The following is a 22,496-nucleotide window of genomic DNA, read 5'->3' as shown; positions in this document are numbered from 1 at the left end:
ACCAAATATTGGGGGTTTATTGGCGGTCGGTTCGTGAGCCGCTGTGTTCAGTAAAGCCCCCTGGGCACTGTCTGAGCACGAGTAGTCGGTACTCGTCTTTCAGCCCTATCCGAGAGCCCCCTACTTGCTGCGAGGGCTCTTTTCCTTGATTTTTCGGGTGGTGAATGTCGAACCCTCTGACGACGCACCAGCGCGGATAGACTTCGCTCATGCAGGCTCTGGTTCTGATGGGCTTTGTCCTGGCGACGGCCGTATTGTGGGTGGGAGTGATCATGATGATGCTCACTTGGCTGCACCGGACAGAACACCGTCATGACCGAAAAGCCCTTGACCCCGCACAGGAGAAGGAGCGGGAGAAAAGTGAGGCGCCCCTAAATGGGCGCTCCAAGTAGTCAGCCCATTTCAGCCGCTGCCCTCAGGTCTGCCGCGAACCGGGTGAAGCTGGCGGCAGCAACGCCGTCGTGAGCGTTACCTGATCGCTCAAGGAGAGGCAGTCAGAAGGTCGGCGATAGCATTGGCGAACGCCTGCGGCGCCTCTTGAGGCACGTTATGGCCGATTCCCGGTAACCTGCGGATTTCGAAAGGACCGGCGAAATGCTGCCGATCCCGCTCAGAGTCGTCTGGCCCGAACCCGTCGGCCAGAGCGTCGAGCGAAATGGTTGGTACCGGAATGGGCGGTGATTTCGCGAGAAATGCTTCGAGCTCATCAAATCGATCGTCACCAACCGCGGCACGATGGCGGTGGCGATAGGAATGTACCGCGACATCAACGAAGTCGGGGTTCTGCAGGCTGGGACTACTGGAGGTGAATGCATCGTTTGCCTCGGCCCATTCCGGTGACCACAACTGCCAGAGCAGCCGGCACAACTCGTCGCGGTTTGCCTCGAGCCCGGCGCGTCCGCGATCGGTGTTGAAGTACCACTGGTACCAGTTCCGATACTCGTCCAACGGAGCGGCCGGCTCGACCGACGCGGCGATGTCCTGGATTGCGTAGCCCCCGACAGTCACGAGGCCGGCTATGCCTTGGGGGCGCACGGCTGCGGCAATGCAGGCCGCCCGGCCGCCCCAGTCATACCCGGCGACGACGGGACGCTGCAATTCGAGGGCATCGATGAGATCGAGCAGATCTTGTCCGACAGCCGCTTGTTGGCCGGAGCGAAGCGTCGTGGCCTTACGGAACCGGGTGGGACCGTAGCCGCGTAGGTACGGAGTTATGGTGCGGATCCCGCGGCCCGCCAGCAAGCGGACCACGGCCTCGTAGCTGAGCACGTCGTAGGGGAAGCCGTGGAGGAGTACCGCGACTGGTCCGCCCGCCGGACCGTTGTGGTAGTAGGCAATCTCGAGGTCTTCGGTCATCGTGGTGCGCAGTTCGCCCATGGTCATAGTCCAGTGAACCATTCAGGGCCCTGGGAATGGCGGCACAACCTTGATGCCACAAGTCCGCTTGAGGACCAAGGGTTGGCAGCTCATGGCGCGGACAACCTTAAGTGGAGATGCGCGCCTGAGGGCGACCCATTCGGAGAATGGAACCGCCCTCAGGTTTCGCGATGCTGCCTTGGTGGGGGGCAGATGAGATTCTTTCTGGTTGGCGCGTCAGCTGCCGACTACCTGAAGCGCTTCCGTTTCGTTGAGCTCCACCTCAAGTGGCTGGGCCTGGCGGAATCGTCTCAGGACGTTCCCCGTCATTTTGGCGACGTTGTTGTCGTAGTTGTTATGGGAGAGAGACGCCGTGTAGGCGATGGAACCGACCGAGAAGAAACCTCCGCCTCCTTCCAGGGGGCAATAGACGATGTCTGACCTAACCCCTGGTTGTTCGGTCGCGCCGATGCCGGGAATGGATTCATACACTTCCTCTGCGGCCAGGAGGTACGCGTCTGAAAGCGGTCCTGAAGTTGCAAGGACCAGTGTTCCGGGGGGCGAGCCGAGGCCGGGCTGGTAGCAGTCCACTTCGGCGCCGGCGGCGCCGCCTCCCATAATCCCGAACTCGCCGATGCGCTCGTCTTCACCGATTCCCTCGAAAATGAATGCTGCCGCCGGGTTGTGGCTGTCTTCAAGCCGTTCGTAGTAGGTGCAGCGGTCAAAGCCCTGCGCAGCGAACCCCACCCCGGCGAGTTTCTGCGGCGGTAGGCCTTTGTTCCTCCAGATGCCGGCGAGTTCCCCGGACGTGGCATGGCGTTTGTCCCCGTACGGGGACTGGTGGGGGCGCGTGCCACCGTCGGAGCGTCGGAGTTCCATCAGATGTGGCTGGTCGGGGTCGAAGGAGACGGTGGCGTAGAACCCGTTGCCTCCCAGGTACATCAGCCTTCCGCCGTTGGAAGTGAATTCCTCCAGGGCGGTGAGTTCGCTGCGTGTGACGTACTCGGGGTGGCTGCCAGTGATGACTACCCGGTAGTCACTAAGGAGGCTGTAGCCTTCTCGGTCGAGGTCTTCATCGGTGATGGCGTCGTAGTCGCAGTTCTCGGTTTCGAGCCAGTGAACGATGCACAAGTCTGCTGGCAGCCCCCATACGCCTTCGGCCTGGAACCAGGCCCGGTGTTTGGGCTGGAGCGTCAGGATGGGTTTGCGGACGCTTCCGAAGACAACTCCTGTGCCGTCGTTGTGGATCTCATAGCAGGAGCGGCCGAATTCGGGGTGGTCCTGGAGGGTGAGGTCTTCGCGGTCCAGGATGGGCGTCCGGCTCACAATGATCTCGGCTCCGTCGGCTTCGAAGGCAATGCGGTCGTTGGCGTAGGCCAGGTATGTCGCTGTGGAGAACAGCACGGCGACGTCGTTCTTCTTTTCGCCTGCCCGGACGAAAAAGGGGAGGTATTGTTCTGCACCCTCGGCGGTGAGTTTGGCTGCATATACGCCGCTGGGCAGGTTGTGGGGCACGTCGAGTGTGAATGCTGCGGGCCAGTCGGCGTCGGTGATGTCGTCGTCGTGGAAGTGGATGGCATCGTATTCATCGGGAACAATCCGGAAGTCGTCCACCAGTCCCGTGAAGGAGTGTCCTGCGACGGCTCGGGTTGGTGCGTTGTGGCATGTTCCGTGGAGCTGGTTTGGTGATTCATCGACGACGTCCCACAGGAGCAGCCCATCGTCACGGCTGCTGCGTCCAAAGTGCCAGTCAGCAATGGTCTCGGTTCGGGTAAGCGTGCGTCGATGAATGGAAACGTCGCCGATCTTACCGTTGAAGCCGTTGGCTGCAAGCCAGCGGTCGCCGTCTCGACGCGCTCCGGCGCCGATTCGGAATGGGACTTCGGGTGCGCTGGCTGTGGGGGTGGCGTCTGCGACCTTGTCTTCGGCTTCCAGGGACAGTGCGTGGTCCGTGTACCGGTTCATGATGTTAGACAACGGTGCCTGGGTCAGATGGATCTGGCCAGCTGCGGTGTCCACCTCGACCCGCAGGCTGTACCAGTGATGTCCTTCCAGCGGGTTTTCAAGAGCCACTGACCTCACGGTGCCCTGTTCGCTCCAGAGGAAGGTGGGTCGGCCAGCGTCCAGGACAAGTGCGTACCCACCAGAAGAATCTTCATGCCAGTTGCCCAGGATGACCTGCCGGTCGCTGCCTCCTCCGAATGAGTTCTGAGTAACGTTGTAGGCACCGTAATTACCGGAGCGGGAGCTCAGAGGCAACGTGGGATACACCTTGGTTTTGATGACCAGTCCGTTCAGGTCTGTCATCAGCGAGGACGGGTCTGGCACCTCGACATAGGATCCGGGCTGGCACGCATATTGCGTGCCTTGTTTTGGACCATCGAATTTTGACGCAACCGGCGTTTCCAGGAAGCCCGGTCCGGATTCCCCTGTGAAGCCGTGCCGTAGCCGGACGAGCGAGGCTTGGTATATGGAGGGTCCCTCGCAGCTGACGTGGAAGGAAATACTCTCACCCGGGCGGGCGGCAAAACGGTCGGTGTATCCGAAGATTTTCGGTTCGACGCGGATCTCGGTTGTGGCTTCGGCAGTCATGGTTTCAGCTCTCCAAAAAGTTCTTGCGACGCAACGCAAACACTCCGCGCAGCGCGTTTTCATAGGTGTGGAAGGTTGAGGGCAGGAGAACAAGGTTTCCGGGTGCTCCCACCGTGATCCTGCCGATCCCCCACGGACCATTGGGCCCGAGGTTCAGGATGATCTCTTTGCCGGTGACCGAGGCGTTGCCCAAAGCCCGCACGACACGGGCGGTCTTGTCGTCGTGAGGTCCCAGCGGGGATCGGTCGTACGCCGCTGTTACTTCATCGGTGAAGTCGCGGCGAAGCCGGGAGGAGAACCGCTGTTCAAAAATGCTCATGAGTTCGGATGAGCGGTCCGCGCTGGTACGCATCATTTCGCTCCCCTCCGGCAACAATTTGCTTGGCCACTTGGTGGACTGGTCCGCGGATTCAAGAGGTTCTCGCTTTCATTCTGAGATGGGATTGCTGTGGAGCGGGCTGGTTTGAGGAGCTCCCCCGTTACCAGCGCTGAAGCGTTGTGTGTTCTAGGTAACTTCAACGTTAGGACCGGGGTGTCGGAAAAAATATCGGTAGTTTTGCGTAGTCCACCGACTGCCAAGCAATGCGTGGGAGCCCTGCCGGTGAACGGGCGGTGTCGTGTGCCGGTCTAGACGACGTCCTCGGTTTCGAGGGTGCGGCCGGTGCGTTTGAGAATGAGCGCGACGATAGTTCCTATGACCAACCAGGAGATGCCAATGACCTTGGCAAGAAGGTTGGTGCTGTAGAGGGCGTATCCAAGCACAGCAATGCCGAGGATAGGTGAAATCCAGTGAATGAAGTACTTCCTGCTGGACCGGCGAAAACCAAAGTGAATGATTACGCTGATGTGCAGGAGAATATAGGCCGTGAGGGCGCCGAAGGTGACCATGGTAACGATGAGTTCGATCTGTCCCACAGCCAGCACTCCAATAACGGCAGTAAGGATCGTCACCACGATCATGGCCACGGCCGGAACTTGGTGTTTTTGGCTCACGACGGCCAGACGTCGGGGCAACTGTCCATCCCGGGCCATAGCGAAGAGCATTTTTGACGTTGTAGCGTGGGAAACCAGCACGTTGGCAAAGAGCGCTATCAGGGCCGTAATCAAAGTGAAGACGATCTTGAACCAAGGCGCCACCACGATTTCGCTGATGTGGTAGAAAGCATTGTTCACAGCGTCACCGTCGGCGAATGGTTCATTACTCGGGACAAACAGAGCAGCGAAGTACACCTGTGCAACAAACATCGCGATGACAAGCCAAAGCACGATCATCGTCGCCTTCGAGACCGCTTTTCCGCCGCCCTTGGCTTCTTCGTTGAGCGTGGAGATCGCATCAAATCCGATGTAGCTAAGAGCGGCTACCGGAATGGCCGTGAACACGAGCTCCCACGAGAAGAACTCGGGCTGATAGAAGGGTGCAAAGCTGAACTGCGCCCGCCCCTGAGTGATGGCCACCAGTGCACCGCCGACGAACACGACGAGCGCGGCTCCTTGAATGATCAAAAAGATCATGTTCATTCGTGCAGTGACCACAATTCCGCGGAGATTGATGAAGGCCACCACGGAGATAAAGCCTATGACCCAGACCCAGCCTGGGACATCGGGCATGAGTGCTCCCATGGCGGAAGCTGCGAGGATGCAGAGCAGCGCCGGCAGGAGAAGGTAATCAAGGAGGATGGCCCATCCAGAGAGGAAGCCAACGAATTTGCTGGTGCCCAAGCGGACGTAGGAGTATACGGACCCTGCGACGGGGTATTCCTTGGCCATCTCCTTATAGCTGACAGCGCTGAAGAACATGGCGATACCTGCAACCAGGTAAACCAAGGCGGCCATGCCGTGCGAGAAGTTGAAGATGGTGCCAAAAACGGCCACGGGGGCCAGCGGCACCATGAAGATGAGCCCATAGACAACGACGTCAGTTAGGGTCATGGTGCGATTGAGCTCTTGCTTGTAGCCAAGAGCACCTAGTTTTTGCTGTTCGACGTCGTTGATTCCGGCATCGCTGGCCGGGGTAGCGTGACTGTCAGTTTTCATGGGCTATCTATGCCTCTCGGAAGAAATCCTAGCCGTGAGTTCGGCTCAGTGGATTCTGTAGATGAATTGTTGGGACGAGCGATCGATGTGCGCTCTGTGGTGTGATGCGGCCTCGTGGGCGGAGATTAGTGGGACATGGCTGTGATTGCTGCAGAGGGTCGTCCGGTTCCGTTGCGGGCGAGACGACAAAGGGAACGAATTCCTCCACGTATGGGGCATTTGACGCAGTCAGCATGGAACGAGCCGACGACATCCGGGACCTGGTCGAGGCGGAGTCCGTCCGAGGAGAGGCATACAGAGAAATCCCATGCCGCCACAAGGTCGGGGACGTCGAGTCGCCGGGCGTGCATACCCCGGAGAGCAGTTGCCGGCGTGGATCTAGCACACACATAGGGTGATTCGATGGTTCCCTTGAACGACTCTTCCGCGGCCGTCCACCCTGAGACGTATTTAGCACTGGTGCCGAGCATTATCGGAACGGCCGGCAATTGCTCGAGTCTGCGATGACCGGTTAGTGTCCGGCTTCCGCGAGGCTCCTCATGGGCTGATGAGGTGGAGGGCCTCAGAAAAACAGCGCCAAGACCGGACGCGAGGTCGTGGGCGACGGCTACCTCGTACCAGCGGCCAGGGTACAGTGCCTCAGGAAGGCTGTGTTCCAAGGAAGAGTGACCGTCCCCGACCAGAAGTGTCAGCCTTTGATTCTGAAGGAAGAGCCCAATGCCGTCCTCGAGCGGCTTGACGTTGAAGCGATCCGCTTGCCCGTAGATCTCAAGAGAGGTCACTTGCTGTCCGGGTTTCAAGAAGAAGTTCGGCTCATTGCTTGTCACTTTGTGCTCTTTCACGACTCAGGCGACGCTCATCACTCCGTACAATCAAGCCTAGGAACACAGCGGTCGCAGCAACATCGGTATTTGTACGTACGCGCTGACAAAACCAAGCGGCCTCGGCGCCCTGCGGTGGGGGTCGGGTCCTCTGCGAAGGAGACGGCAGTATAATTGGCGCGTACCCGGAGGACAGGATCCTCCCGTATTGGAGGCCTTCATGGTCAGCGGAAAGTCCCACATTCTGCTTAAGGCAGCTTTTGCTGCCGGCGCAGCCCAATATCAGCGCGACGGCGCTGACGAGATCCTGCACGTTCTGGCCGACGGAACCAAGCATGACGCCGCGGCCCTCATCTTCTGGAACCGCGCGCTGTCAAAACACGACGTACTGGCCAATGATGGCTACCTGCCAGAAACGCTCACCGCGCTGGGTGACCCCTACGCGTCAACCAAAGCCCATCGAAAGCTGCTAAAGCTGCACCAACCGCTACGGATCGACGACCTGAAGTACGACTACCGTGGGACACAGCTCTACCAGAACGCGCTGGCACCCGCAGGCTTCGCGGATGGCATGAGTGCCTGCCTTATCTCCGACGACGGCCAGTACGCAGGTATGCTCCACCTTTCCGCCTCTCACTTCCACAACTTCGACGATGACGCCCGCGACCTTATCGGCGCCCTATCCCCGATCGTCGCAGAGCTGTGCCGAAGGCAATCATCCGGCTATCCAATTCTGAGACTCCGAGAAGACTGCAGAGCAGCGCTGTTTGACCGACAAGATGGACCCAAGCCCGTAATTTCCCGAGAGATGAGCAGCGTCGTATTCGACCCCCACTTCAAGGATTTCATCTCGCACTTCCTAGCCGGGCCAGCAGCCACCATGTCCGGGCTTTGGACCTCCGAGAAGGGAGCCGTAGCCCTGGAGATCACTCGCACCGCCGGAGTGACATCCGGCAAGGGTGACGTCGCCTTGATCATTGAGACCCCCATGGAGCTTCCCTTCGGACTGACCTCACGTGAAGCCGAGGTTACCGATCGAATTGCGTGGGGCCGCTCAAACCAACAGATCGCATCTGAACTCGGCATTTCCATCCGCACCGTCACAACCCATGTGGAGAACATCCTCGTGAAAATGGCGCAGGAATCCCGGTCCGGGGTTGCTGCACTAGCCATTAGCGCCGGCCTCCGAAGACTCGACTCAACGATTACTCCACAGTGACCATCACCGACGGCCAGCCCGAGGCTCCGTCCGGCACCGGATCGGCGCGCTTGTCCGTCTGGGTTTCGCCGGTTCCGTCGGTGGCCCGGGCTTTGACGTAGTGGATGCCGGGCGTGGCGTCCCATTCGTAGGACCACTGGCGCCAGGTGACGGTGGAGGCTTCGGTGGAAAGCGTTGCTTCCACCCAATCGCCGTCGTCAATCTGCACTTCCACCTTGGTGATCCCCCGCGTCTGCGCCCATGCGGTGCCGCCCACGGCGACCTTCCCCGCCGGAAGTTTCGCGAACGACGCGGGTACGTCCACACGTGCCATCGTCTTGATGGGGCCACGCTCAGACCAGCCTCGCTCGGTCCAGTAAGCCTTGCTGTCCGCGAAGCGGGTGACCTCCAAGTCCACCACCCACTTGGTGGCGGAGACGAAGCCGTACAGCCCCGGAACCACCATCCGCACGGGGTATCCGTGCTCCACAGGAAGCGGCTCATCGTTCATGCCTATGGCCAGCATGGCATCGCGGTCGTCCTGCAGGACCTCCAGAGGAGTGGAGGCGCTGAAGCCGTCAATCGACCTTGAGAGCACCATGTCCGCGCCCTCTTTGGGTTTGGCTCGGGCCAGGACATCGCGGATGGGAAGACCCAGCCACTTGGCGTTTCCCACCAGCTGTCCGCTCACCGGGTTCGATACACAGGTGAGGGTGACGTGCGATTCGATCAGATCGGCGTCGAGCAGGTCCTGGAAGGTGAGGGTGACTTCCTGGTCAACCATTCCGTGCACCCGCAGCACCCAATCCTCGATGTTAATTTCCGGGACGCTCAGGGCTGTATCGATGCGGTAAAAGTCTTTGTTCGGTGTCAGCCAGGAGGAAACTCCCGGAACCGGGGACTGGACGCCCGCCGGTACAGGGGCCGCGGCCTTAGCCGGCGCCGGTAGACGGAGGGCATCGCGCGCCTGGGCAATATTGTTGCGCGCGGCACCCAGCAACCGCCCACCGATCGCCGCGATTCCGGCGGCCACCGCAGTAATCCCGGCAGCAGCAAAGAAGCGACGGCGGCTGGTGCCGAGGCCACCAACCTGATCTTCGACGTCGGCCGCTATGTCAGCGGGAGCTTCCGGCCAAGCCTTCAACCCCCACAACGGCACCATGAGGCGGCGCAGGACTATGAGGCCGGCGATGGTTCCCATCACGGAAGGGATGGCGTCGGCGGGTCCCACTCCGGCCCGCGTCAAGACGGAGGCCACAATCACAGCCCCCATGAACAGGACGCCGAGGACACCCAGAGCCCACTTCCGGTAGGCCACTACGCCCAACACCCAGGCGAGCACTGCGATGGTCAAGCCCATCCCCACAAACAGCGCGGCTTTGTCATTGGTACCGAACGTGGCGATCGCAAAGTCCTTCATCCACGACGGCGTGAAGTCGATGAACGTGGATCCCAGCGCAAACACCGGGGTTGCCCTGGCAGTGAAGAATGCGCCGATCAGCTCTGCAACGGCGAGCACGACGGCGGCCGACACCACGCCTGCCAGTGCGGCCATCATGGTGGGGCCTTTAGCCCGCGTTCCGAGGTTTGTCATGTGAATGGTTCGGAGCGACGGGGAGCAGGGATTGGTGATTCAGAAGAATGCTACGACCAGAGGCCTTGCACTCCGGCTGCCGCAGCCGACAACTGGTTCCCGTCGATCACGATGGAGCACTCCTCGATGCCGAGCCCTTTCCACTGCGCCAGCAGCCGGATGTCTCCGTCCGTGGGCAACGGCCACAGCCATAATCGTCCTGACGACGAGAGCTCATCGTCGCCGCCACCGCCTCCGCCGCCGCGGAATGACAGGGCCGGAGCTTCGGGCTGATTGTTGGGATCGAAGAAGCCGCCCATCCCAAAAACAGTTGTTCTGGCCTTGGTGCCATCAGGAAGTTCAACGCCGAACAGCAGCTGCAAGTCCGCGCTGCTCGGACCCCTCACAGGTCCATGCTGAAAAACTGACGAGTGGAGGATGGACCATTCCTCGTCGTTCTCTTCACCCCGTCGAATAATCCACGACACTTCGAACAAACACCCGGTGCTGAAAACGTCGGCACTCTTGACCATCAAAACGAGGTTTGGGCTGCGGTGAAGAAACTGACCAATGTGAATCACTGTGGGGAGCTCATCCTGCGGTGGGCCGGCCCACGGCGGTGGCACAAACTTCACACTCTTTGGGCGTTCTACCGGTTCAGGCTTGGGGAAGTCATCAAAAAAGTTCATGCCGTGTCCTCAGTTCACTGGCTGCGACTGACCAGCGGAACGGCGACAACAGCTCGCACGGAATCCCCCAATCCGTCCTGATCCGCACAGTCTAGCTTCGTTAGGCCACGGAGCGCCGTCGTGCTCTACGGACGCTCGATCGCGTCCGTGTCCACAAGCCACTCAGTAGGTTGATTGCCAAGCCCGGCAGCGATCGCTGTGGCGGTCTCACGCCACGAGGTTAGTTCCGCTATGGCCAAGTGGGGCTGATTTGTAGCAAAAGATGCCCTTGCAGCTGCCAAAACATCAGCTGCGCATGCCTCCTGATCAGCTGGGCTCAGCGCAAGCATCCATGGAAAGCGATCACTCATGCGCGCAGCAAGTGTTCCCTCAGTGCTGGTTGATACAGCAACGAGCTGAGCGGCCAGTTCCAGCAATGAACGACGAGCCGCATCTGCGCTTTCCGACATCAGCACCAGTGACTCACCGTCACGGCGCGTGACGTGGACAGGATGGTCTGCAGCTGCAGCAAACACCTCCGCGGACGAGCGGCTCAGTTCAGAAGACTGGAAGGAAGTCCGGGTTTTGACCGACCCGGATGTCCCCGCTTTTCCGGAAGAACGAGTAGTTCTTTGTGATTCTGTCGCAGCGCTCATCCATCAACACTAACTCAGAACGTGTTCTGAAGTCGACACTATTTGCCCTCTGCAAGGGACTATGGGTCCCTGAACGCGAGCGCTGGAGCAAGCCCACCGCCGCCGTCGTCGAGGTTTTGAAGCTGTTTACGTCTGTCGGTCAGTCACGTGGCGCTGCCGTGACCAAGCGCGACAGTTCGGTGCCGGGTGCGGCGAGCCGGTCCACGGTGTCGAAGATGAACTGCTGCATTGCGGCGGCCGCCGCTGAAGGTCCGACGTCGTTGCGGCGGGCGAGGTTGACGGTTCGCGTCAGGGAGGGACGCACTAGACGTGCGCTCTGCAGCCCGGGACGATCGATGACCACCATGGCCGGCACCACCGCTACGCCCAGTCCGCGTTCCACGAAGCGAAGCACGGCGTCCATCTCCCCACCTTCGACGGCGATCACGGGTTCGAGACCGGCGGCGGAGAACGCAGCATCGGTCGCCACGCGCAGCTCATAACTGCGGTTGAACGCCACCTGCGGCACGTGCGCAAGTTCCTCAAGCGTGAATTCTTCCGGTGACCCTGATTTCGCAGCGGAGATGACCACCAGCTCCTCGGAAAGCAGTGGGACCAGCTCGGTGCCCGGCACAGAGGGGTCGGTTCCACGCGTGACCACCAAGGCCAGATCCAGCGAGCTTTCATTGAGGGCCTCAACCAGAAAACGCGAACCGCCCTCAGTGATGTGCAGCTCCACGCGGGGATGAGCGCTACGAAAGGCGGCGAGCACATCGGCCACCAGCGAGACGCACAGCGTGGGTGGGGCACCGAGGCGAACGCGGCCGCGGCGCAATCCTGCGAGTTCCTGGATCTGGTCCTGGGCGGCCTGTGCGTCGCCGAGCATGCGCCGGGCGATGGGCAGGAGCAACTCCCCCGCGTTTGTCAGTGTCGCCCCTGAAGGCCGACGGTGAAAGAGCTCTGTGCCGAGATGAGCCTCAAGTGCTGCGATCTGCCGGCTCAATGACGGTTGGGCGAGAAATAGCTCCTCGGCGGCGCGTGTGAAATGACCTACTCGGGCCACCATCTCAAAGGAACGCAACTGGTCTAGCTTCATGCCCATAGCCTAAATGCATCAGGTTGAGTCATATAATTCATTGGAGACATTACGTTTTTCCTCCTAGCGTTGTGGATATGAACTTCTCTTCAGCTCCAGAGCGTCTCCTGTCCACATCGGTACTGGTCATTGGCACCGGAGGCGCCGGCTTGCGCGCCTCAATTGAACTCGCCCAAAGGGGCGTTCAGGTGCTCGCGGTAGGCAAGCGCAGGAAGCACGATGCGCATACCAGCCTGGCCGCCGGTGGCATCAACGCTGCCTTGGGCACCATGGACCCCGAAGACAGCTGGGAACAGCACGCCGCAGACACCTTGCGTGAGTCATACTTCCTGGCCGATCCGACCATTGTGGAAACCGTAGCCCGGAACGCGGCCCGCGGCATCGAGGACCTTGAGCAGTGGGGCATGCCGTTCGCACGCGAGGAAGACGGGCGCATCTCCCAGCGCTTCTTCGGCGCGCACAAATATCGCCGCACAGCCTACGCCGGGGACTACACCGGACTGGAGATCCAGCGCACGCTCATGCGTCGGGCCGCAGAGTTGAACGTACCCATCATCGATACCGTGTACATCACACGGCTACTAGTGGCCGACGGAACGATTTTCGGGGCTTATGGATTCGACATAGTGGACGGCACCCCCGTCCAGATCCACGCCGATGCGGTCATCCTCGCCGCCGGTGGCCATACGCGCATCTGGCGCCACACCTCCTCCCGACGCGATGAGAACACCGGCGACTCCTTCCGTCTGGCGGCGCTGGCCGGCGCCCGGATCCGCGACGCCGAACTGGTCCAGTTCCACCCCTCAGGCCTGCTTGAGCCCGACGACGCCGCAGGCACCTTGGTGTCCGAAGCGGCACGCGGAGAAGGCGGCATCCTCACCAACGCACTCGGCGAGCGCTTCATGGAACGTTACGACCCCGAGCGGATGGAACTCTCCACCCGAGACCGCGTGGCCTTGGCCGGATTCACCGAGGTCGCCGAGGGCCGAGGGACTGAGAAGGGCGGGGTTTACCTGGACGTCTCCCACCTGCCCCGAGAGACCATCATGGAAAAGCTGCCCAGGGTTTATCGCACCCTGATCGACCTTCAGATGCTGGACATCACCACTACCAAGATGGAGATCGCGCCTACCGCTCACTACTCGATGGGCGGAGTCTGGGTTGCCCCGGAGGACCACGGAACGGGAGTGAATGGACTCTATGCCATCGGGGAGGCATCCTCGGGGCTGCACGGAGCTAATCGCCTCGGAGGAAACTCCCTGATTGAGCTGCTCGTCTACGGACGTATCACGGGCGAGCACGTGGCCGAATACGTACGTTCGCTCACTGATGTCCACCGGGATCCTGCAGTAGTCGGTCTTGCCCGCAACGAAATGCAGAGCCTGCTGAACGGGCAGGGTACCGAGTCGGCGCGTCGACTGCAGCGAGAACTGCGGAATCTGATGACCGAGCACGCCGGCGTGGTGCGCACCGAGCAGGGGCTGCAGGCGGGACTGGCGAAACTGGACCACTTGGAGGAACGCGCCCGCTTTGTTACAGCGCATCCGGACATTGCGGGGTTCGACGATCTTGCCCACGCCTACGACCTTCTGGGTTCCCTGCTCGCCGCACGAGCCACCTTGGAGTGTGCACTTGAACGCCGCGAAACCCGCGGAGCACACAACCGGGCCGACTTCCCAACGCTGGATCCGTCCCTGCAGGGAAACTTTGTCTGGTCACCCGGTAAAGGTGTCAGCTTTGAAACGTTGGCCCAAGCTCCAGAGTCCTTCCGGGCTCTGGCTGAGGCTCAGGCCGAGGACTCTGTCGCCGGAAAGCTCGTGGAGTAAATTACGCGGTTCAGGCCGTGCCCGAGGGAAGCTGCTGCAGCCGCCATGCGATGATCTCGCTGATGAGCTCGGTGGGCAGCGGGGCGTTATGGCGCAGCTGGACGAGGTGCTCGGTGGTTCCGTAATCGCTCAGCTGCGCCGAGAAATGCGCGATCGCGTCCGGTGTCGGATAGAACCCGATGTGCTGCTTTGTTGCGGTGAAGAAGAACAACGGCTCAGTGCCAAGTTTGAAGGTGGGCATACGCCAGCTGATCGCTTCCTCGGCTTCCTCGGGCACGGCTGACCGGATCAGTTGGTACACGGCCAGCAGCCGTTGCCGCACATCGCCGTCGTACTGTTCTATGTACTCGCTAATCGATCCCGCTGCCATGAGGACTCCCTTGTTCGCCGCAAGGCGATCCTATTACGACTGCATTCCACATGCCTCCGTCGGGCGGTTACCCTCCTCATATGCAGCGAGGGTCGCCGTCTTGTGACCCTGCGCGTAAGTTGTGTCTGTGACCTCAAATCCGGCTTTCGGCCAATACCTTCAAGCGCGTCGTGGACTTGTTCGACCTGAAGATGCCGGTCTCGCCAACTTTGGACGTCGTCGTGTTCCCGGTCTCCGCCGAGAAGAAGTTGCGGGATTGGCCGGCATCAGCGTTGACTACTACGTTCGGCTGGAACAAGGCAAGGACCACCATCCGTCTCCCCAGATACTCGATGCTTTAGCGCGGGCACTGCGTTTGGATCCTCCGTCCACCCTCCATCTACATAGGCTCGCGCAGGGCGCGGGACAGCCTGCTTCCACCGGCGCAAACGTCGCTGGTGTCGCGGTGGGCATGGCATACCTCCTGGAGACACTTACCCAAGTACCGGCTTTCGTCCAGGACCGATATATGAACGTCTTAGCGGCCAACCCGCTGGCCATCGCACTTTCACCGCGGAACAGACCTGGAACAAATGTCCTCCGGGAAGCATTTCTGGATCCTGCTGAACGGCAACTCTACGACGACTGGGAACAGGTGATGGTAGAGGCAACCGCTGGCTTGCGTGCAGCTATCGGAGAACGGGTCAACGACCCGGTCCTGGCAACTTTGGTCGCGGAATTATCGCAGCGTAGCGCCCACTTCCTCCAGCTTTGGGGTCGGCACGATGTGCGTCCCAAGGTGGCAGGGAAGCGCCTGCTTCATCACCCCGTAGTCGGGGACATTGAACTTTTCCACGAAAAATTGTCCGTCGCCGGCACAGATGGGCATCTTCTGGTGATCCACCATGCAGAACCTGGCAGCTCATCCGAGGCTGCCCTGCAGAAACTGGCGAACACTCTCGCCAAAGAGGGTTTAACGTCCACTCCGGATGGTTGAGGGTAGCCCTGACATTCATATGAAAACCGGGGTTCTGGCTACCTCTTCCAGCTAAACGCACACTGGCTTATGGGACACCGCTGAGACGGCGTGTTCCTGGGTCGCAACCGGTTATCCCGGAGGCAGACACCGCAAGCCATTTAGTGCGAAAGAAGCTGCTTCATCATGACAACAAGCATCACCACCAAGTTTGGGTTCAGTTCCACCACGTCAGATGTCACCGAGGGCATCGATTTCACTGGGAAGCGCGTGGTCATTACAGGTGGCGCGTCGGGTATCGGCATCGAAACAGCGAGGGCTTTTGCCAGGATCGGTGCCGACGTAACCCTCGCCGTGCGTAATCTAGCGGCAGCAGAACCGGTTGCAGCTGAGCTCCGGGAATCGACGGGCAATCCGAACATCTCCTTGGGACGGGTTGATCTGGCGGATCTGACCTCCATAGCCGGGTTTGCCGAACAATGGAGCGGTCCGCTGCATGTCCTGGTCAACAATGCCGGCATCATGGCACTTCCCGAATTGCAGCGAACACCGGAGGGATGGGAGATGCAGTTCGCCACCAATTATCTTGGCCATTTTGCTCTCGCAACGGCCCTGCACAGTGCTCTTGCCGCAGCCGGTAACGCCCGAGTAGTGTCCGTCAGCTCAAGCGGCCACCTGTTTTCCCCAGTCATATTCGATGACCCCCACTTCAATTTCATCCCCTACGACGCCTTGATCGCGTACGGCCAGTCCAAGACCGCGTCCGCGCTGTTCGCTGTTGCCGTTACTGAACGCTGGGCCAAAGACGGCATCACCTCCAACGCCGTCATGCCCGGAGCCATCGCCACCAACCTCCAACGGCACACTGGCGGATTAAGGACTCCCATCGAGCGCCAGAAGACACCCCAGCAGGGAGCTGCCACAACCCTGTATGTCGCGACCTCCCCCGAACTCGAAGGAATCGGCGGACGCTACTTCGAGGACGTCAACGAGGCCCGCGTTGTGGTCAACCGCGGCCCCGATTACACCGGCGTCGCCTCCTACGCGCTGGACCCCACCAATGCAGATCGCCTATGGGAGCTCTCAGCAGCACTGTTGGATCGGCGGGCAGCATGAACACCACTCCTCATCTGGCAGTACCCGGAGCGACTACTCCTGATCAACCTGAGAAACACCGGATCGAGCTCGACCGGCCCCCTGCCAAAAGTGGCCTTAGGGTGGGCTGGGTGGGCCTTGGAGACCAAGGCGCCCCCATGGCACGGGCCATAGCCGCGGCCGGCTTCGAGTTAAACGTCTGGGTTCGTCGAGAGTCGTCCCTGACTGCTTTGGACGGGCTCCCCCATGTTCGTCATGACACACTTGCCACGCTTGGCGCGAGAAGCGACATCGTTTGCCTCTGCCTGCGGGAAGACTCCGACATTGAAGAGCTCCTCACTGCAAGGGGTCTGCTCGAAAGTCTCTCCCCCGGCACCGTTCTCATCAATCATGGGACGGGGCTGCCCGGATACGCCCGAAGTATGGCACGTCGCGCCGACTCCACTGGCGTGCTTGTCTTGGACGCCCCAGTCAGCGGTGGACGGCCAGGCGCAGAAGCGCGACAGCTGACCACCATAGTCGGCGGCCCAAGGGATGCAATGGAAGTCGCCCGTCCCATTCTGGAGTCGTTCTCACGAAAGATTGCGTACATGGGAGCAACTGGATCCGGACAGACGGGGAAGCTCATCAACAATGCCCTGTTGATGATGAACCAGAAGAATGTTCAGGACATCCTTGAGCTGGGAAGGAACCTGGACATGGACCTGGGAGCGCTCAGTGACCTGCTCCTCTCAGGCACCGCTCGGAGCTTCGCGATCGAGGCGCTCACCGGCCCTGTCACCACGAACAACGCGGAACATCTCAAAGTCCTGCAAATCATCGATATGGACATATTCGCCAATGCCATGAAAGGCCTTGGTCAGGACGTCATGACCATTAACAACTACGCACGGGCAGGTGCCAGCGGCCTGCCTCACGCCGCCCAGCTGATGGCTGGTTCAACGAGGCAAACAAAATGAATGTCCAGCGCTAGTCCCCCGAGCTTGGCGTTGGCCACTTCCAACGGTTATCCGGCGTAATTTCATAGGTCACTTGGCCGAACAGGAGGTCACTCGTGCCAGCCGTGTTCCCGCCATAAGCCTGGTACTTGGCTTTGGTCTGTGCTCCACGTCGTTTCAGGGAACGAACGAGCCACCAGAGCGCCGCCACCGCGCATAGCAATGGAATGAAGACCAAGGCCCATTGCCGCAAGCCCAACCAGTGCAGGCTGAATAGCGGGATCGCATAACTAAGGGCGCCAAGAATGACGACTTGAAATCCGACCCAAAAGCGAAGTGATCCGTTGGAGGGTCGGTTATCAATGTCGTAAAGGTAGTCGTCCAGTGATCTCGCACTGCTCTTAGCATCAGTTGGCGGCTGAGGTGGCTGCTGAGCGGGCTCCCAATAGTCTGCCCTGCCGGTCGAGTTTGGTTTCGGTGAACCCCGCAACTTACGTAGCTGCGTCGCCCGGTATTCCTGGCGGGACAGCGTGACTGCATAGAAGGTGAAGGCACCGCCGCCCGCAGTCAGAAACAGCGCGCCCCACATTGGGCTTTGCCCCTGACCCAGCGGCGCCAGCAACAGCACCATCGAAAAGACCGTGAGTACCGCGGCAACGACCGCGAGAATTCCCATCCCCCACCATGTGCTGACTTGGGCCTGCCCACTGCCGGGCGTAAATCCGATTTCGTCTGCCGGGTAGCTGTGCAGTTCGCCTGTGCTGGTGTTGCGGAGGACGCGTTTTTCCCCGGCGGCCACTGCAGCCTTGTGCTCGGCGTATACGGCATCGTTGCGCCGCTCGCGGTCGGAATACATGGTCCGTTCTTTCTTTTGCAGTCTGCTGTTCAGAGGTTCACGATCTGCTGGAGGTGGCCGTGATCAGCCTGATCAGGGCCAGCATACGTAACATGGGCGGGCTCGACCTGCCCAGGGGACAATGCCGCATGTCACGCTTCGCTATGTGACTCTTCGAGACATGGTTCCATCGCTGGAGTTCTGGTGATATCGCAGTCCTGAGTGACCACCAATCTGCAACCACTTCCTGCAAACCTGATGCCACCGTCGCCCAACCACTTGGGCGAACGAACTATCGTAAGTAAAAATCCGCCTATAGCCTACCTATTCGTAAAGACGAAGGAGCCCTGTGCCAACTGACATTCCCTGGAGCCACGGCGAGTGGACCAACCAGCCGGCCGCCGTCGTCGAGCAGGCAGGTGACCTTCTAGTGACTGCAGCCGAAAGCAGCGACGCCTGGCGCGTCACTTCCTACGGATTCGTCCACGACACCGAGCACGCGCTGCTGGCACCCTTCCCGCAGGACAGCGCAATGGAAGTTGAGTTCACGGCCGCGTTCTCCCAACAATTCGACCAAGCGGGCATCTTCGTCCGGATCAGCGGCGAGCATTGGATCAAGGCCGGTGTGGAATTCGCCGACGGCGCCGCTCAAGTAGGCGCGGTGGTGACGGACCGCTTCTCGGACTGGTCCTTGGCGCCTGTCCCGGAATGGAACGGTGGGCGGGTACGCATTCGGATCAGCCGCTCGGGCGACGCCCTAACCATCCGGGCTGGTTCGGGCAGCGATGACCTCCAATTAGTACGTGTTGTGCCGTTGGCGCCTGACCTGGTCGCCCTCGCCGGACCGTTCACCTGCGCACCAACACGAGCCGGGCTGACTGTGCCTTTTCACTCCTGGCGGGCTACTCCTCCGGACAGCCAACTCCACTAATGCCAGCGGGGTCAGAGGCGAACTTGCGGGCCCATCCGTTCATGAGATCATGGAGGTTCCGGCAGCCTGCCATTGACAGTGCTGCGACTCAGTTGGCTCCGTAACAAGCCTATGGGGGGCACATCACGGTGGAAGATACTGCAAGTCTTTGGCGTACTGATCCTGCCACGTTTCGGGACGTGGTGATCGACCGTCAAGCCCTGGAAGCTGCATTAGCAGGCGAGTGTCCTCCCGTGGAACGCATTAGGTACCTTGCCCTCCTTGCCCGGGACACCGAAGCCTTGGACGAAGGCTTCAAACTACTCCCCCACACACCTGACCGCCGGGAACTGTTGCTGGTCCTTGCCCAGATCAATCAGCGTCAGTACCGCTGGCACGAAGCCGCCGTGCTCCACGAAAAAGCCCTCCGAACAGTCCGGTCGCCGGAAGAGGAAGCGTACGTTCGCCACCACATCGGCAGGCGGCTTTTCGACGAAGCCCGCTTCCGTGCCGCTGCCGATGAATTTCAGTGGGCCGCGGACCTCTACCGAGTAGCCGACCAACCTGAACTCGCAGAAGACAACCGCCAGGCCATGCGCCACGCCCTGCAGGTGCACGGTGCAGAGCGGGGCCCGGGACGTTCGGCGTTCGACCTTTCCTAAACAGGGAGCAGTGGACACCAGCCCGGCTGGTGTCCACCGTTGTTTAAGCAGCCCCTTCCACTGAGCGGGAATACTGTTCAAACCTTCGGGGTTACAAAGTGCGCACATAACCAAACAGGCAATCTCCCAAGGGGGTTCACCACTATGGCCACCGATTACGACGCACCGAGGGCCCTGCCCGAAGAAGAACAGGCTTTGCCTCTGGCGGAGCTGGCATCTGCCAAGGGTGCTGCTCGCACGGACACGATCGACCTGGACGAAGTGGAGCTGGCTGACGCCTTCGAACTTCCCGGCGCTGACCTTTCCGGCGAAGAACTCCAGGTTGAGATCGTCCCGATCCAGAACGACGAGTTCACGTGCATGTCCTGCTTCCTGGTCCACCACCGCAGCCAACTCGCGCGGGAAACCAACGGGCATAAGTACTGCACCGAATGCGAAGGATAGCTGGAGCAGGGAATATTGACTCTCGGGAACGTGAAGTCTGACATTCCATATGCTGAGTCGGGGAAGGCACTGGCGGTGCCTAAAGCACAACGAGTTAGTGCTTAAACAACGGGTGTCCAATCAGCTTCCACTGCATGTTGGCGGTGTGCTGTTTGTCGCTATGTGTCGTGACCGTCTCCAGCTGCCCGCTGACAGGTAGTGCGCTGGTGCCGAGCCATTCGGGGCTGACGTGTTGGCCATAGGACCAGTGCCTAACCGGTTATGTGGTCGTTGCCGCGCATTCGAACGGCAACCACCAGGCCGGAGGTTGCTGTGAGTGCAGCGACGTTCGCGATGGCTGCGGGTATCCCATAAAGATCTGCGAGAAGACCTGACAGGACCCCTACGGCGAAGCTGCCGTCACGCCAGAGCAGGTAGACCCCCACGGAGCGTGCACGCCAGGCGGGATGGGCAACGTCCCCGACAGCGGCCAGGAGGGCGGGGTAGACCATGGCCGTTCCGAGTCCGAGGAGGACAGCGGCGATGAGCCAGGCCCCGAAACTGTGGGAGGCGGCGACTATGTGCACTTACGTGCTGGGAGGCTTCCATCTTGGCATGGTGGTGGGTCTCGCGAATGGTCAGGAGCCCGCTGCTTCGTTCAGGCCCATGGCGAGGCCGCGCTGTTTCGGACCGGTCAGGTCCATTTTCATGATGACGGCAGTGGACCAAGTCAGGCCTTGACTGACTCCGAGGAACACGTTTGCGGCAACGATCCATTCCCATGACGGGCCGTAGATGAGCATGAGCGGGACGGGGATCGCTACAGCCATCCTGTGATGAGGACGGGTTTGCGGCCGTACCGGTCAGAGAGTGTGCCCGCGAAGTAGTTCATCGCCGCCTTGGACAGACCGAACGCCAGGATGTAGGTCAGGGCTCGCTTTCGTGCCGGGAACATAAAGGTGCCCGGACGCATGCGGGACGCGTCCGGGCGGGCCCGTGCAGGAGGGGGGTCCTGCCCGGGCGGTCTTATGGCTACTTTGCTGAGACGGCGTTCTGTCGGGTCTGCTGGAAAGCGTCCCAGGCGGCGTAGCTGCCGTCGAGTTCGACGACGTCGTACCCGGCCCGGCGCAAGGCGCTGGCTGCCACGGAGTTCCGAACGCCTGACTGGCAGTACGTGACGATGGTTCCGTCCGTGGGGAGCTTGTCCAGGTGCCACATGATTCGGCCACCACTGAGCTGGTACGAGCCCGGGATGTTTCCGGCGGTGTGTTCGCTGCGGTTGCGGACATCCACGACCAAGGCCGCAAAACCCTGCAGCTCGTCTGGCTGGATCAGCTTCGGCGTAGTCATGGGGAGACCTTCAATGCTGGTGACGTAACCGGCGACGTTGTCGATGCCGACCCGGACCAGGTGGTCCCACATGTCCATGGCCTGTTCCTGGTCTGCTGCCAGCAGTACCAAAGGGTTCTTGTCAGTCTCGGGGTTCACTACCCAGGCGCCGTAGCTGGCGACGGACTTCCCAGCCGGTACGTTCAGGGAGCGGGTTACCGTGCCTTCGTGGACCTCGCTGTTGGGGCGGGTGTCGATGAAGGTCAGAGTGTCCTCTGCCAGGCCCTCAGCAACAACGTCGGTTGCCAGTTCGGGCAGCGGCGTCCGCGCTCCCATCACGACAGGTCCTTCACGGTTTTCGCGCTTCATCCGGCCGAAGTAGGCGTGCGCGTCGGGCTGGCCGTCAAGGAGTTCGTCGATGAAGCCCTGCTCGTCGTTGGCGGCGAGATAGGGGCCCCACCAGGAGTAGAGCCGCTCGTAGCCCACCGTGGAGGACGGGATGGCGCCCAGGGCCTTACCGCAGGCACTGCCGGCACCGTGGGCGGGGTGGACCTGCACGTAGTCCGGAAGGGGCAGGAATTTGTCCCGCAGGCTGGCGAAAAGCTGCTTTGCGCCTTCGAAGCGGGTGTCGACCCCGCCGGCTGCCTCGTCCAGCAAGTCGGGACGTCCGAGGTCGCCGGAGAAGACGAAGTCACCGGAGAGCAGGTAGCCGGGCTGGTCGCTGAACGCACCGTCGGTGACCAGGAAGGACAGGTGCTCGGGTGTGTGGCCCGGGGTGTGCACGGCCTGGATGCTGATGTTGCCGATGGTGATCCTGTCGCCGTCGTAGAGGCGTTCGCCGTCGAATTCGTATTGCCAGTCCGGTCCGCCCTCGCCGGAGACGTAGATCTTCGCGCCGGTGGCGGCGGCGAGTTCGCGGGTGCCGGAGAGGTAGTCGGCGTGGATGTGGGTTTCGGTGACGGCGATGATCTTCATGCCGTTCTTTTCAGCCAGTTCCTGGTAGACGGCGATGTCGCGGCGGCCGTCGACAACAACGGCGGTGCCGTTGGCCTGGCAGCCGATCAGGTAGCTGGCCTGGGCGAGGTCTTCATCGTAAATGCGCTCGATAAGCATCTGGTGATCTCCTTCGGTTGAAAGGGGTTTGGGGGCTTGTTCTGAGTCCAGCATAGATACCCCAGGG

21 protein-coding genes and 1 pseudogene are annotated in these 22,496 nt (G+C 60.8%); 9 read left to right on the top strand and 13 right to left on the bottom strand.

All coding sequences use genetic code 11. The annotated features are described in order from the left end of the window. Positions 1-209 precede the first annotated feature (209 nt). Positions 210-392, top strand: coding sequence for a hypothetical protein (locus RIF72_RS09030; protein WP_309074481.1), 183 nt, complete (start codon positions 210-212; stop codon positions 390-392). A gap of 88 nt (positions 393-480) precedes the next feature. Here the strand turns inward: RIF72_RS09030 and RIF72_RS09025 are convergent, their stop codons facing one another. From RIF72_RS09025 to RIF72_RS09005, 5 genes are all read right to left on the bottom strand, one after another. Then, positions 481-1,398 carry an alpha/beta hydrolase gene (locus RIF72_RS09025; protein ID WP_309074480.1) on the bottom strand — a complete coding sequence of 306 codons (918 nt, stop codon included), beginning with the start codon at positions 1,396-1,398 and terminating at the stop codon, positions 481-483. Positions 1,399-1,593: 195 nt separating this feature from the next. Continuing rightward, entirely contained in the window at positions 1,594-3,948 is a 2,355-nt protein-coding gene (locus RIF72_RS09020) for a N,N-dimethylformamidase beta subunit family domain-containing protein (RefSeq protein ID WP_309074479.1), read from the bottom strand. Positions 3,949-3,952: 4 nt separating this feature from the next. After that, positions 3,953-4,303, bottom strand: a complete 351-nt coding sequence (locus RIF72_RS09015; RefSeq protein ID WP_309074478.1) for a hypothetical protein — start codon at positions 4,301-4,303, stop codon at positions 3,953-3,955. 272 nt (positions 4,304-4,575) lie between these two features. After that, positions 4,576-5,982, bottom strand: a complete 1,407-nt coding sequence (locus RIF72_RS09010; protein ID WP_309074477.1) for an APC family permease — start codon at positions 5,980-5,982, stop codon at positions 4,576-4,578. 125 nt (positions 5,983-6,107) lie between these two features. After that, positions 6,108-6,809 carry a hypothetical protein gene (locus RIF72_RS09005; protein WP_309074476.1) on the bottom strand — a complete coding sequence of 234 codons (702 nt, stop codon included), beginning with the start codon at positions 6,807-6,809 and terminating at the stop codon, positions 6,108-6,110. 214 nt (positions 6,810-7,023) lie between these two features. Between RIF72_RS09005 and RIF72_RS09000 the strand changes: the two genes are divergently transcribed. Then, the gene (locus RIF72_RS09000) at positions 7,024-8,022 is read left to right on the top strand and encodes a LuxR C-terminal-related transcriptional regulator (RefSeq protein WP_309074475.1); all 999 of its coding nucleotides are present in this window, start codon (positions 7,024-7,026) and stop codon (positions 8,020-8,022) included. On the opposite strand, the gene RIF72_RS08995 is transcribed toward RIF72_RS09000, so the two are convergent. The 4 genes from RIF72_RS08995 to RIF72_RS08980 form a co-directional block, all read right to left on the bottom strand. Beyond that, the gene (locus RIF72_RS08995; RefSeq protein ID WP_309074474.1) at positions 8,009-9,595 is read right to left on the bottom strand and encodes a molybdopterin-dependent oxidoreductase; all 1,587 of its coding nucleotides are present in this window, start codon (positions 9,593-9,595) and stop codon (positions 8,009-8,011) included. The two genes, RIF72_RS09000 and RIF72_RS08995, sit on opposite strands and share 14 nt — an antisense overlap. A 50-nt stretch (positions 9,596-9,645) precedes the next feature. Further along, the gene (locus tag RIF72_RS08990) at positions 9,646-10,263 is read right to left on the bottom strand and encodes a hypothetical protein (protein WP_309074473.1); all 618 of its coding nucleotides are present in this window, start codon (positions 10,261-10,263) and stop codon (positions 9,646-9,648) included. 125 nt (positions 10,264-10,388) lie between these two features. Next, positions 10,389-10,898: a prevent-host-death protein gene (locus RIF72_RS08985; RefSeq protein WP_309074472.1), complete on the bottom strand. Its 510-nt coding sequence runs from the start codon at positions 10,896-10,898 to the stop codon at positions 10,389-10,391. Positions 10,899-11,037: 139 nt separating this feature from the next. After that, positions 11,038-11,979 (bottom strand): LysR family transcriptional regulator, encoded by a 942-nt coding sequence (locus RIF72_RS08980; protein ID WP_309074471.1) that lies wholly within the window; start codon positions 11,977-11,979, stop codon positions 11,038-11,040. Between the two features lie 71 nt (positions 11,980-12,050). Here RIF72_RS08980 and RIF72_RS08975 point away from each other — a divergent pair, with 71 nt between their 5' ends. Continuing rightward, entirely contained in the window at positions 12,051-13,799 is a 1,749-nt protein-coding gene (locus RIF72_RS08975; protein WP_309074470.1) for an FAD-dependent oxidoreductase, read from the top strand. Positions 13,800-13,809: 10 nt separating this feature from the next. On the opposite strand, the gene RIF72_RS08970 is transcribed toward RIF72_RS08975, so the two are convergent. Further along, complete coding sequence (locus RIF72_RS08970; protein WP_309074469.1) at positions 13,810-14,169, bottom strand: DUF1801 domain-containing protein; 360 nt, start codon at positions 14,167-14,169, stop codon at positions 13,810-13,812. A 127-nt stretch (positions 14,170-14,296) separates the two neighbouring features. On the opposite strand from RIF72_RS08970, the gene RIF72_RS08965 reads away from it, so the two are divergent. The 3 genes from RIF72_RS08965 to RIF72_RS08955 all read left to right on the top strand — a co-directional run bounded on the left by RIF72_RS08965 (position 14,297) and on the right by RIF72_RS08955 (position 17,178). Next, the gene (locus RIF72_RS08965; RefSeq protein WP_309074468.1) at positions 14,297-15,145 is read left to right on the top strand and encodes a helix-turn-helix transcriptional regulator; all 849 of its coding nucleotides are present in this window, start codon (positions 14,297-14,299) and stop codon (positions 15,143-15,145) included. A gap of 165 nt (positions 15,146-15,310) precedes the next feature. Then, complete coding sequence (locus tag RIF72_RS08960) at positions 15,311-16,240, top strand: SDR family NAD(P)-dependent oxidoreductase (protein ID WP_309074467.1); 930 nt, start codon at positions 15,311-15,313, stop codon at positions 16,238-16,240. Further along, positions 16,237-17,178 carry an NAD(P)-binding domain-containing protein gene (locus tag RIF72_RS08955; RefSeq protein WP_309074466.1) on the top strand — a complete coding sequence of 314 codons (942 nt, stop codon included), beginning with the start codon at positions 16,237-16,239 and terminating at the stop codon, positions 17,176-17,178. The genes RIF72_RS08960 and RIF72_RS08955 overlap by 4 nt, the downstream gene beginning before the upstream one ends. Before the next feature lie 10 nt (positions 17,179-17,188). Here the strand turns inward: RIF72_RS08955 and RIF72_RS08950 are convergent, their stop codons facing one another. Beyond that, positions 17,189-18,013 (bottom strand): hypothetical protein, encoded by an 825-nt coding sequence (locus RIF72_RS08950; protein WP_309074465.1) that lies wholly within the window; start codon positions 18,011-18,013, stop codon positions 17,189-17,191. 328 nt (positions 18,014-18,341) lie between these two features. Between RIF72_RS08950 and RIF72_RS08945 the strand changes: the two genes are divergently transcribed. The 3 genes from RIF72_RS08945 to RIF72_RS08935 all read left to right on the top strand — a co-directional run bounded on the left by RIF72_RS08945 (position 18,342) and on the right by RIF72_RS08935 (position 20,008). Beyond that, complete coding sequence (locus RIF72_RS08945; protein WP_309074464.1) at positions 18,342-18,923, top strand: DUF1349 domain-containing protein; 582 nt, start codon at positions 18,342-18,344, stop codon at positions 18,921-18,923. Positions 18,924-19,156: 233 nt separating this feature from the next. After that, positions 19,157-19,564, top strand: coding sequence for a hypothetical protein (locus tag RIF72_RS08940; protein WP_309074463.1), 408 nt, complete (start codon positions 19,157-19,159; stop codon positions 19,562-19,564). Positions 19,565-19,708: 144 nt separating this feature from the next. After that, the gene (locus RIF72_RS08935; protein WP_309074462.1) at positions 19,709-20,008 is read left to right on the top strand and encodes a DUF4193 domain-containing protein; all 300 of its coding nucleotides are present in this window, start codon (positions 19,709-19,711) and stop codon (positions 20,006-20,008) included. 251 nt (positions 20,009-20,259) lie between these two features. Here RIF72_RS08935 and RIF72_RS08930 read toward each other — a convergent pair. Both RIF72_RS08930 and RIF72_RS08925 read right to left on the bottom strand, forming a co-directional pair. Beyond that, positions 20,260-20,921 (bottom strand): annotated as a pseudogene (locus RIF72_RS08930) (MFS transporter); the annotation flags it as partial. Between the two features lie 98 nt (positions 20,922-21,019). Next, positions 21,020-22,429 carry an MBL fold metallo-hydrolase gene (locus tag RIF72_RS08925; RefSeq protein ID WP_309074461.1) on the bottom strand — a complete coding sequence of 470 codons (1,410 nt, stop codon included), beginning with the start codon at positions 22,427-22,429 and terminating at the stop codon, positions 21,020-21,022. Between the last annotated feature and the right edge of the window lie 67 nt (positions 22,430-22,496).

Source organism: Paenarthrobacter sp., from assembly GCF_031180005.1.
GTDB lineage: Bacteria > Actinomycetota > Actinomycetes > Actinomycetales > Micrococcaceae > Arthrobacter.
Note: the sequence above shows the minus strand (reverse complement) of the source record. Positions and strands in the feature narration are given on the sequence as shown.

Excerpts from the sequence above, each read along its gene's own strand:
- RIF72_RS09030 (WP_309074481.1), top strand. The coding sequence starts at position 210 with ATGCAGGCTCTGGTTCTGATGGGCTTTGTCCTGGCGACGGCCGTATTG.
- RIF72_RS09025 (WP_309074480.1), bottom strand. The coding sequence starts at position 1,398 with ATGGTTCACTGGACTATGACCATGGGCGAACTGCGCACCACGATGACC.
- RIF72_RS09020 (WP_309074479.1), bottom strand. The coding sequence starts at position 3,948 with ATGACTGCCGAAGCCACAACCGAGATCCGCGTCGAACCGAAAATCTTC.
- RIF72_RS09015 (WP_309074478.1), bottom strand. The coding sequence starts at position 4,303 with ATGATGCGTACCAGCGCGGACCGCTCATCCGAACTCATGAGCATTTTT.
- RIF72_RS09010 (WP_309074477.1), bottom strand. The coding sequence starts at position 5,982 with ATGAAAACTGACAGTCACGCTACCCCGGCCAGCGATGCCGGAATCAAC.
- RIF72_RS09000 (WP_309074475.1), top strand. The coding sequence starts at position 7,024 with ATGGTCAGCGGAAAGTCCCACATTCTGCTTAAGGCAGCTTTTGCTGCC.
- RIF72_RS08995 (WP_309074474.1), bottom strand. The coding sequence starts at position 9,595 with ATGACAAACCTCGGAACGCGGGCTAAAGGCCCCACCATGATGGCCGCA.
- RIF72_RS08990 (WP_309074473.1), bottom strand. The coding sequence starts at position 10,263 with ATGAACTTTTTTGATGACTTCCCCAAGCCTGAACCGGTAGAACGCCCA.
- RIF72_RS08985 (WP_309074472.1), bottom strand. The coding sequence starts at position 10,898 with ATGAGCGCTGCGACAGAATCACAAAGAACTACTCGTTCTTCCGGAAAA.
- RIF72_RS08980 (WP_309074471.1), bottom strand. The coding sequence starts at position 11,979 with ATGGGCATGAAGCTAGACCAGTTGCGTTCCTTTGAGATGGTGGCCCGA.
- RIF72_RS08975 (WP_309074470.1), top strand. The coding sequence starts at position 12,051 with ATGAACTTCTCTTCAGCTCCAGAGCGTCTCCTGTCCACATCGGTACTG.
- RIF72_RS08970 (WP_309074469.1), bottom strand. The coding sequence starts at position 14,169 with ATGGCAGCGGGATCGATTAGCGAGTACATAGAACAGTACGACGGCGAT.
- RIF72_RS08960 (WP_309074467.1), top strand. The coding sequence starts at position 15,311 with ATGACAACAAGCATCACCACCAAGTTTGGGTTCAGTTCCACCACGTCA.
- RIF72_RS08955 (WP_309074466.1), top strand. The coding sequence starts at position 16,237 with ATGAACACCACTCCTCATCTGGCAGTACCCGGAGCGACTACTCCTGAT.
- RIF72_RS08950 (WP_309074465.1), bottom strand. The coding sequence starts at position 18,013 with ATGTATTCCGACCGCGAGCGGCGCAACGATGCCGTATACGCCGAGCAC.
- RIF72_RS08935 (WP_309074462.1), top strand. The coding sequence starts at position 19,709 with ATGGCCACCGATTACGACGCACCGAGGGCCCTGCCCGAAGAAGAACAG.
- RIF72_RS08925 (WP_309074461.1), bottom strand. The coding sequence starts at position 22,429 with ATGCTTATCGAGCGCATTTACGATGAAGACCTCGCCCAGGCCAGCTAC.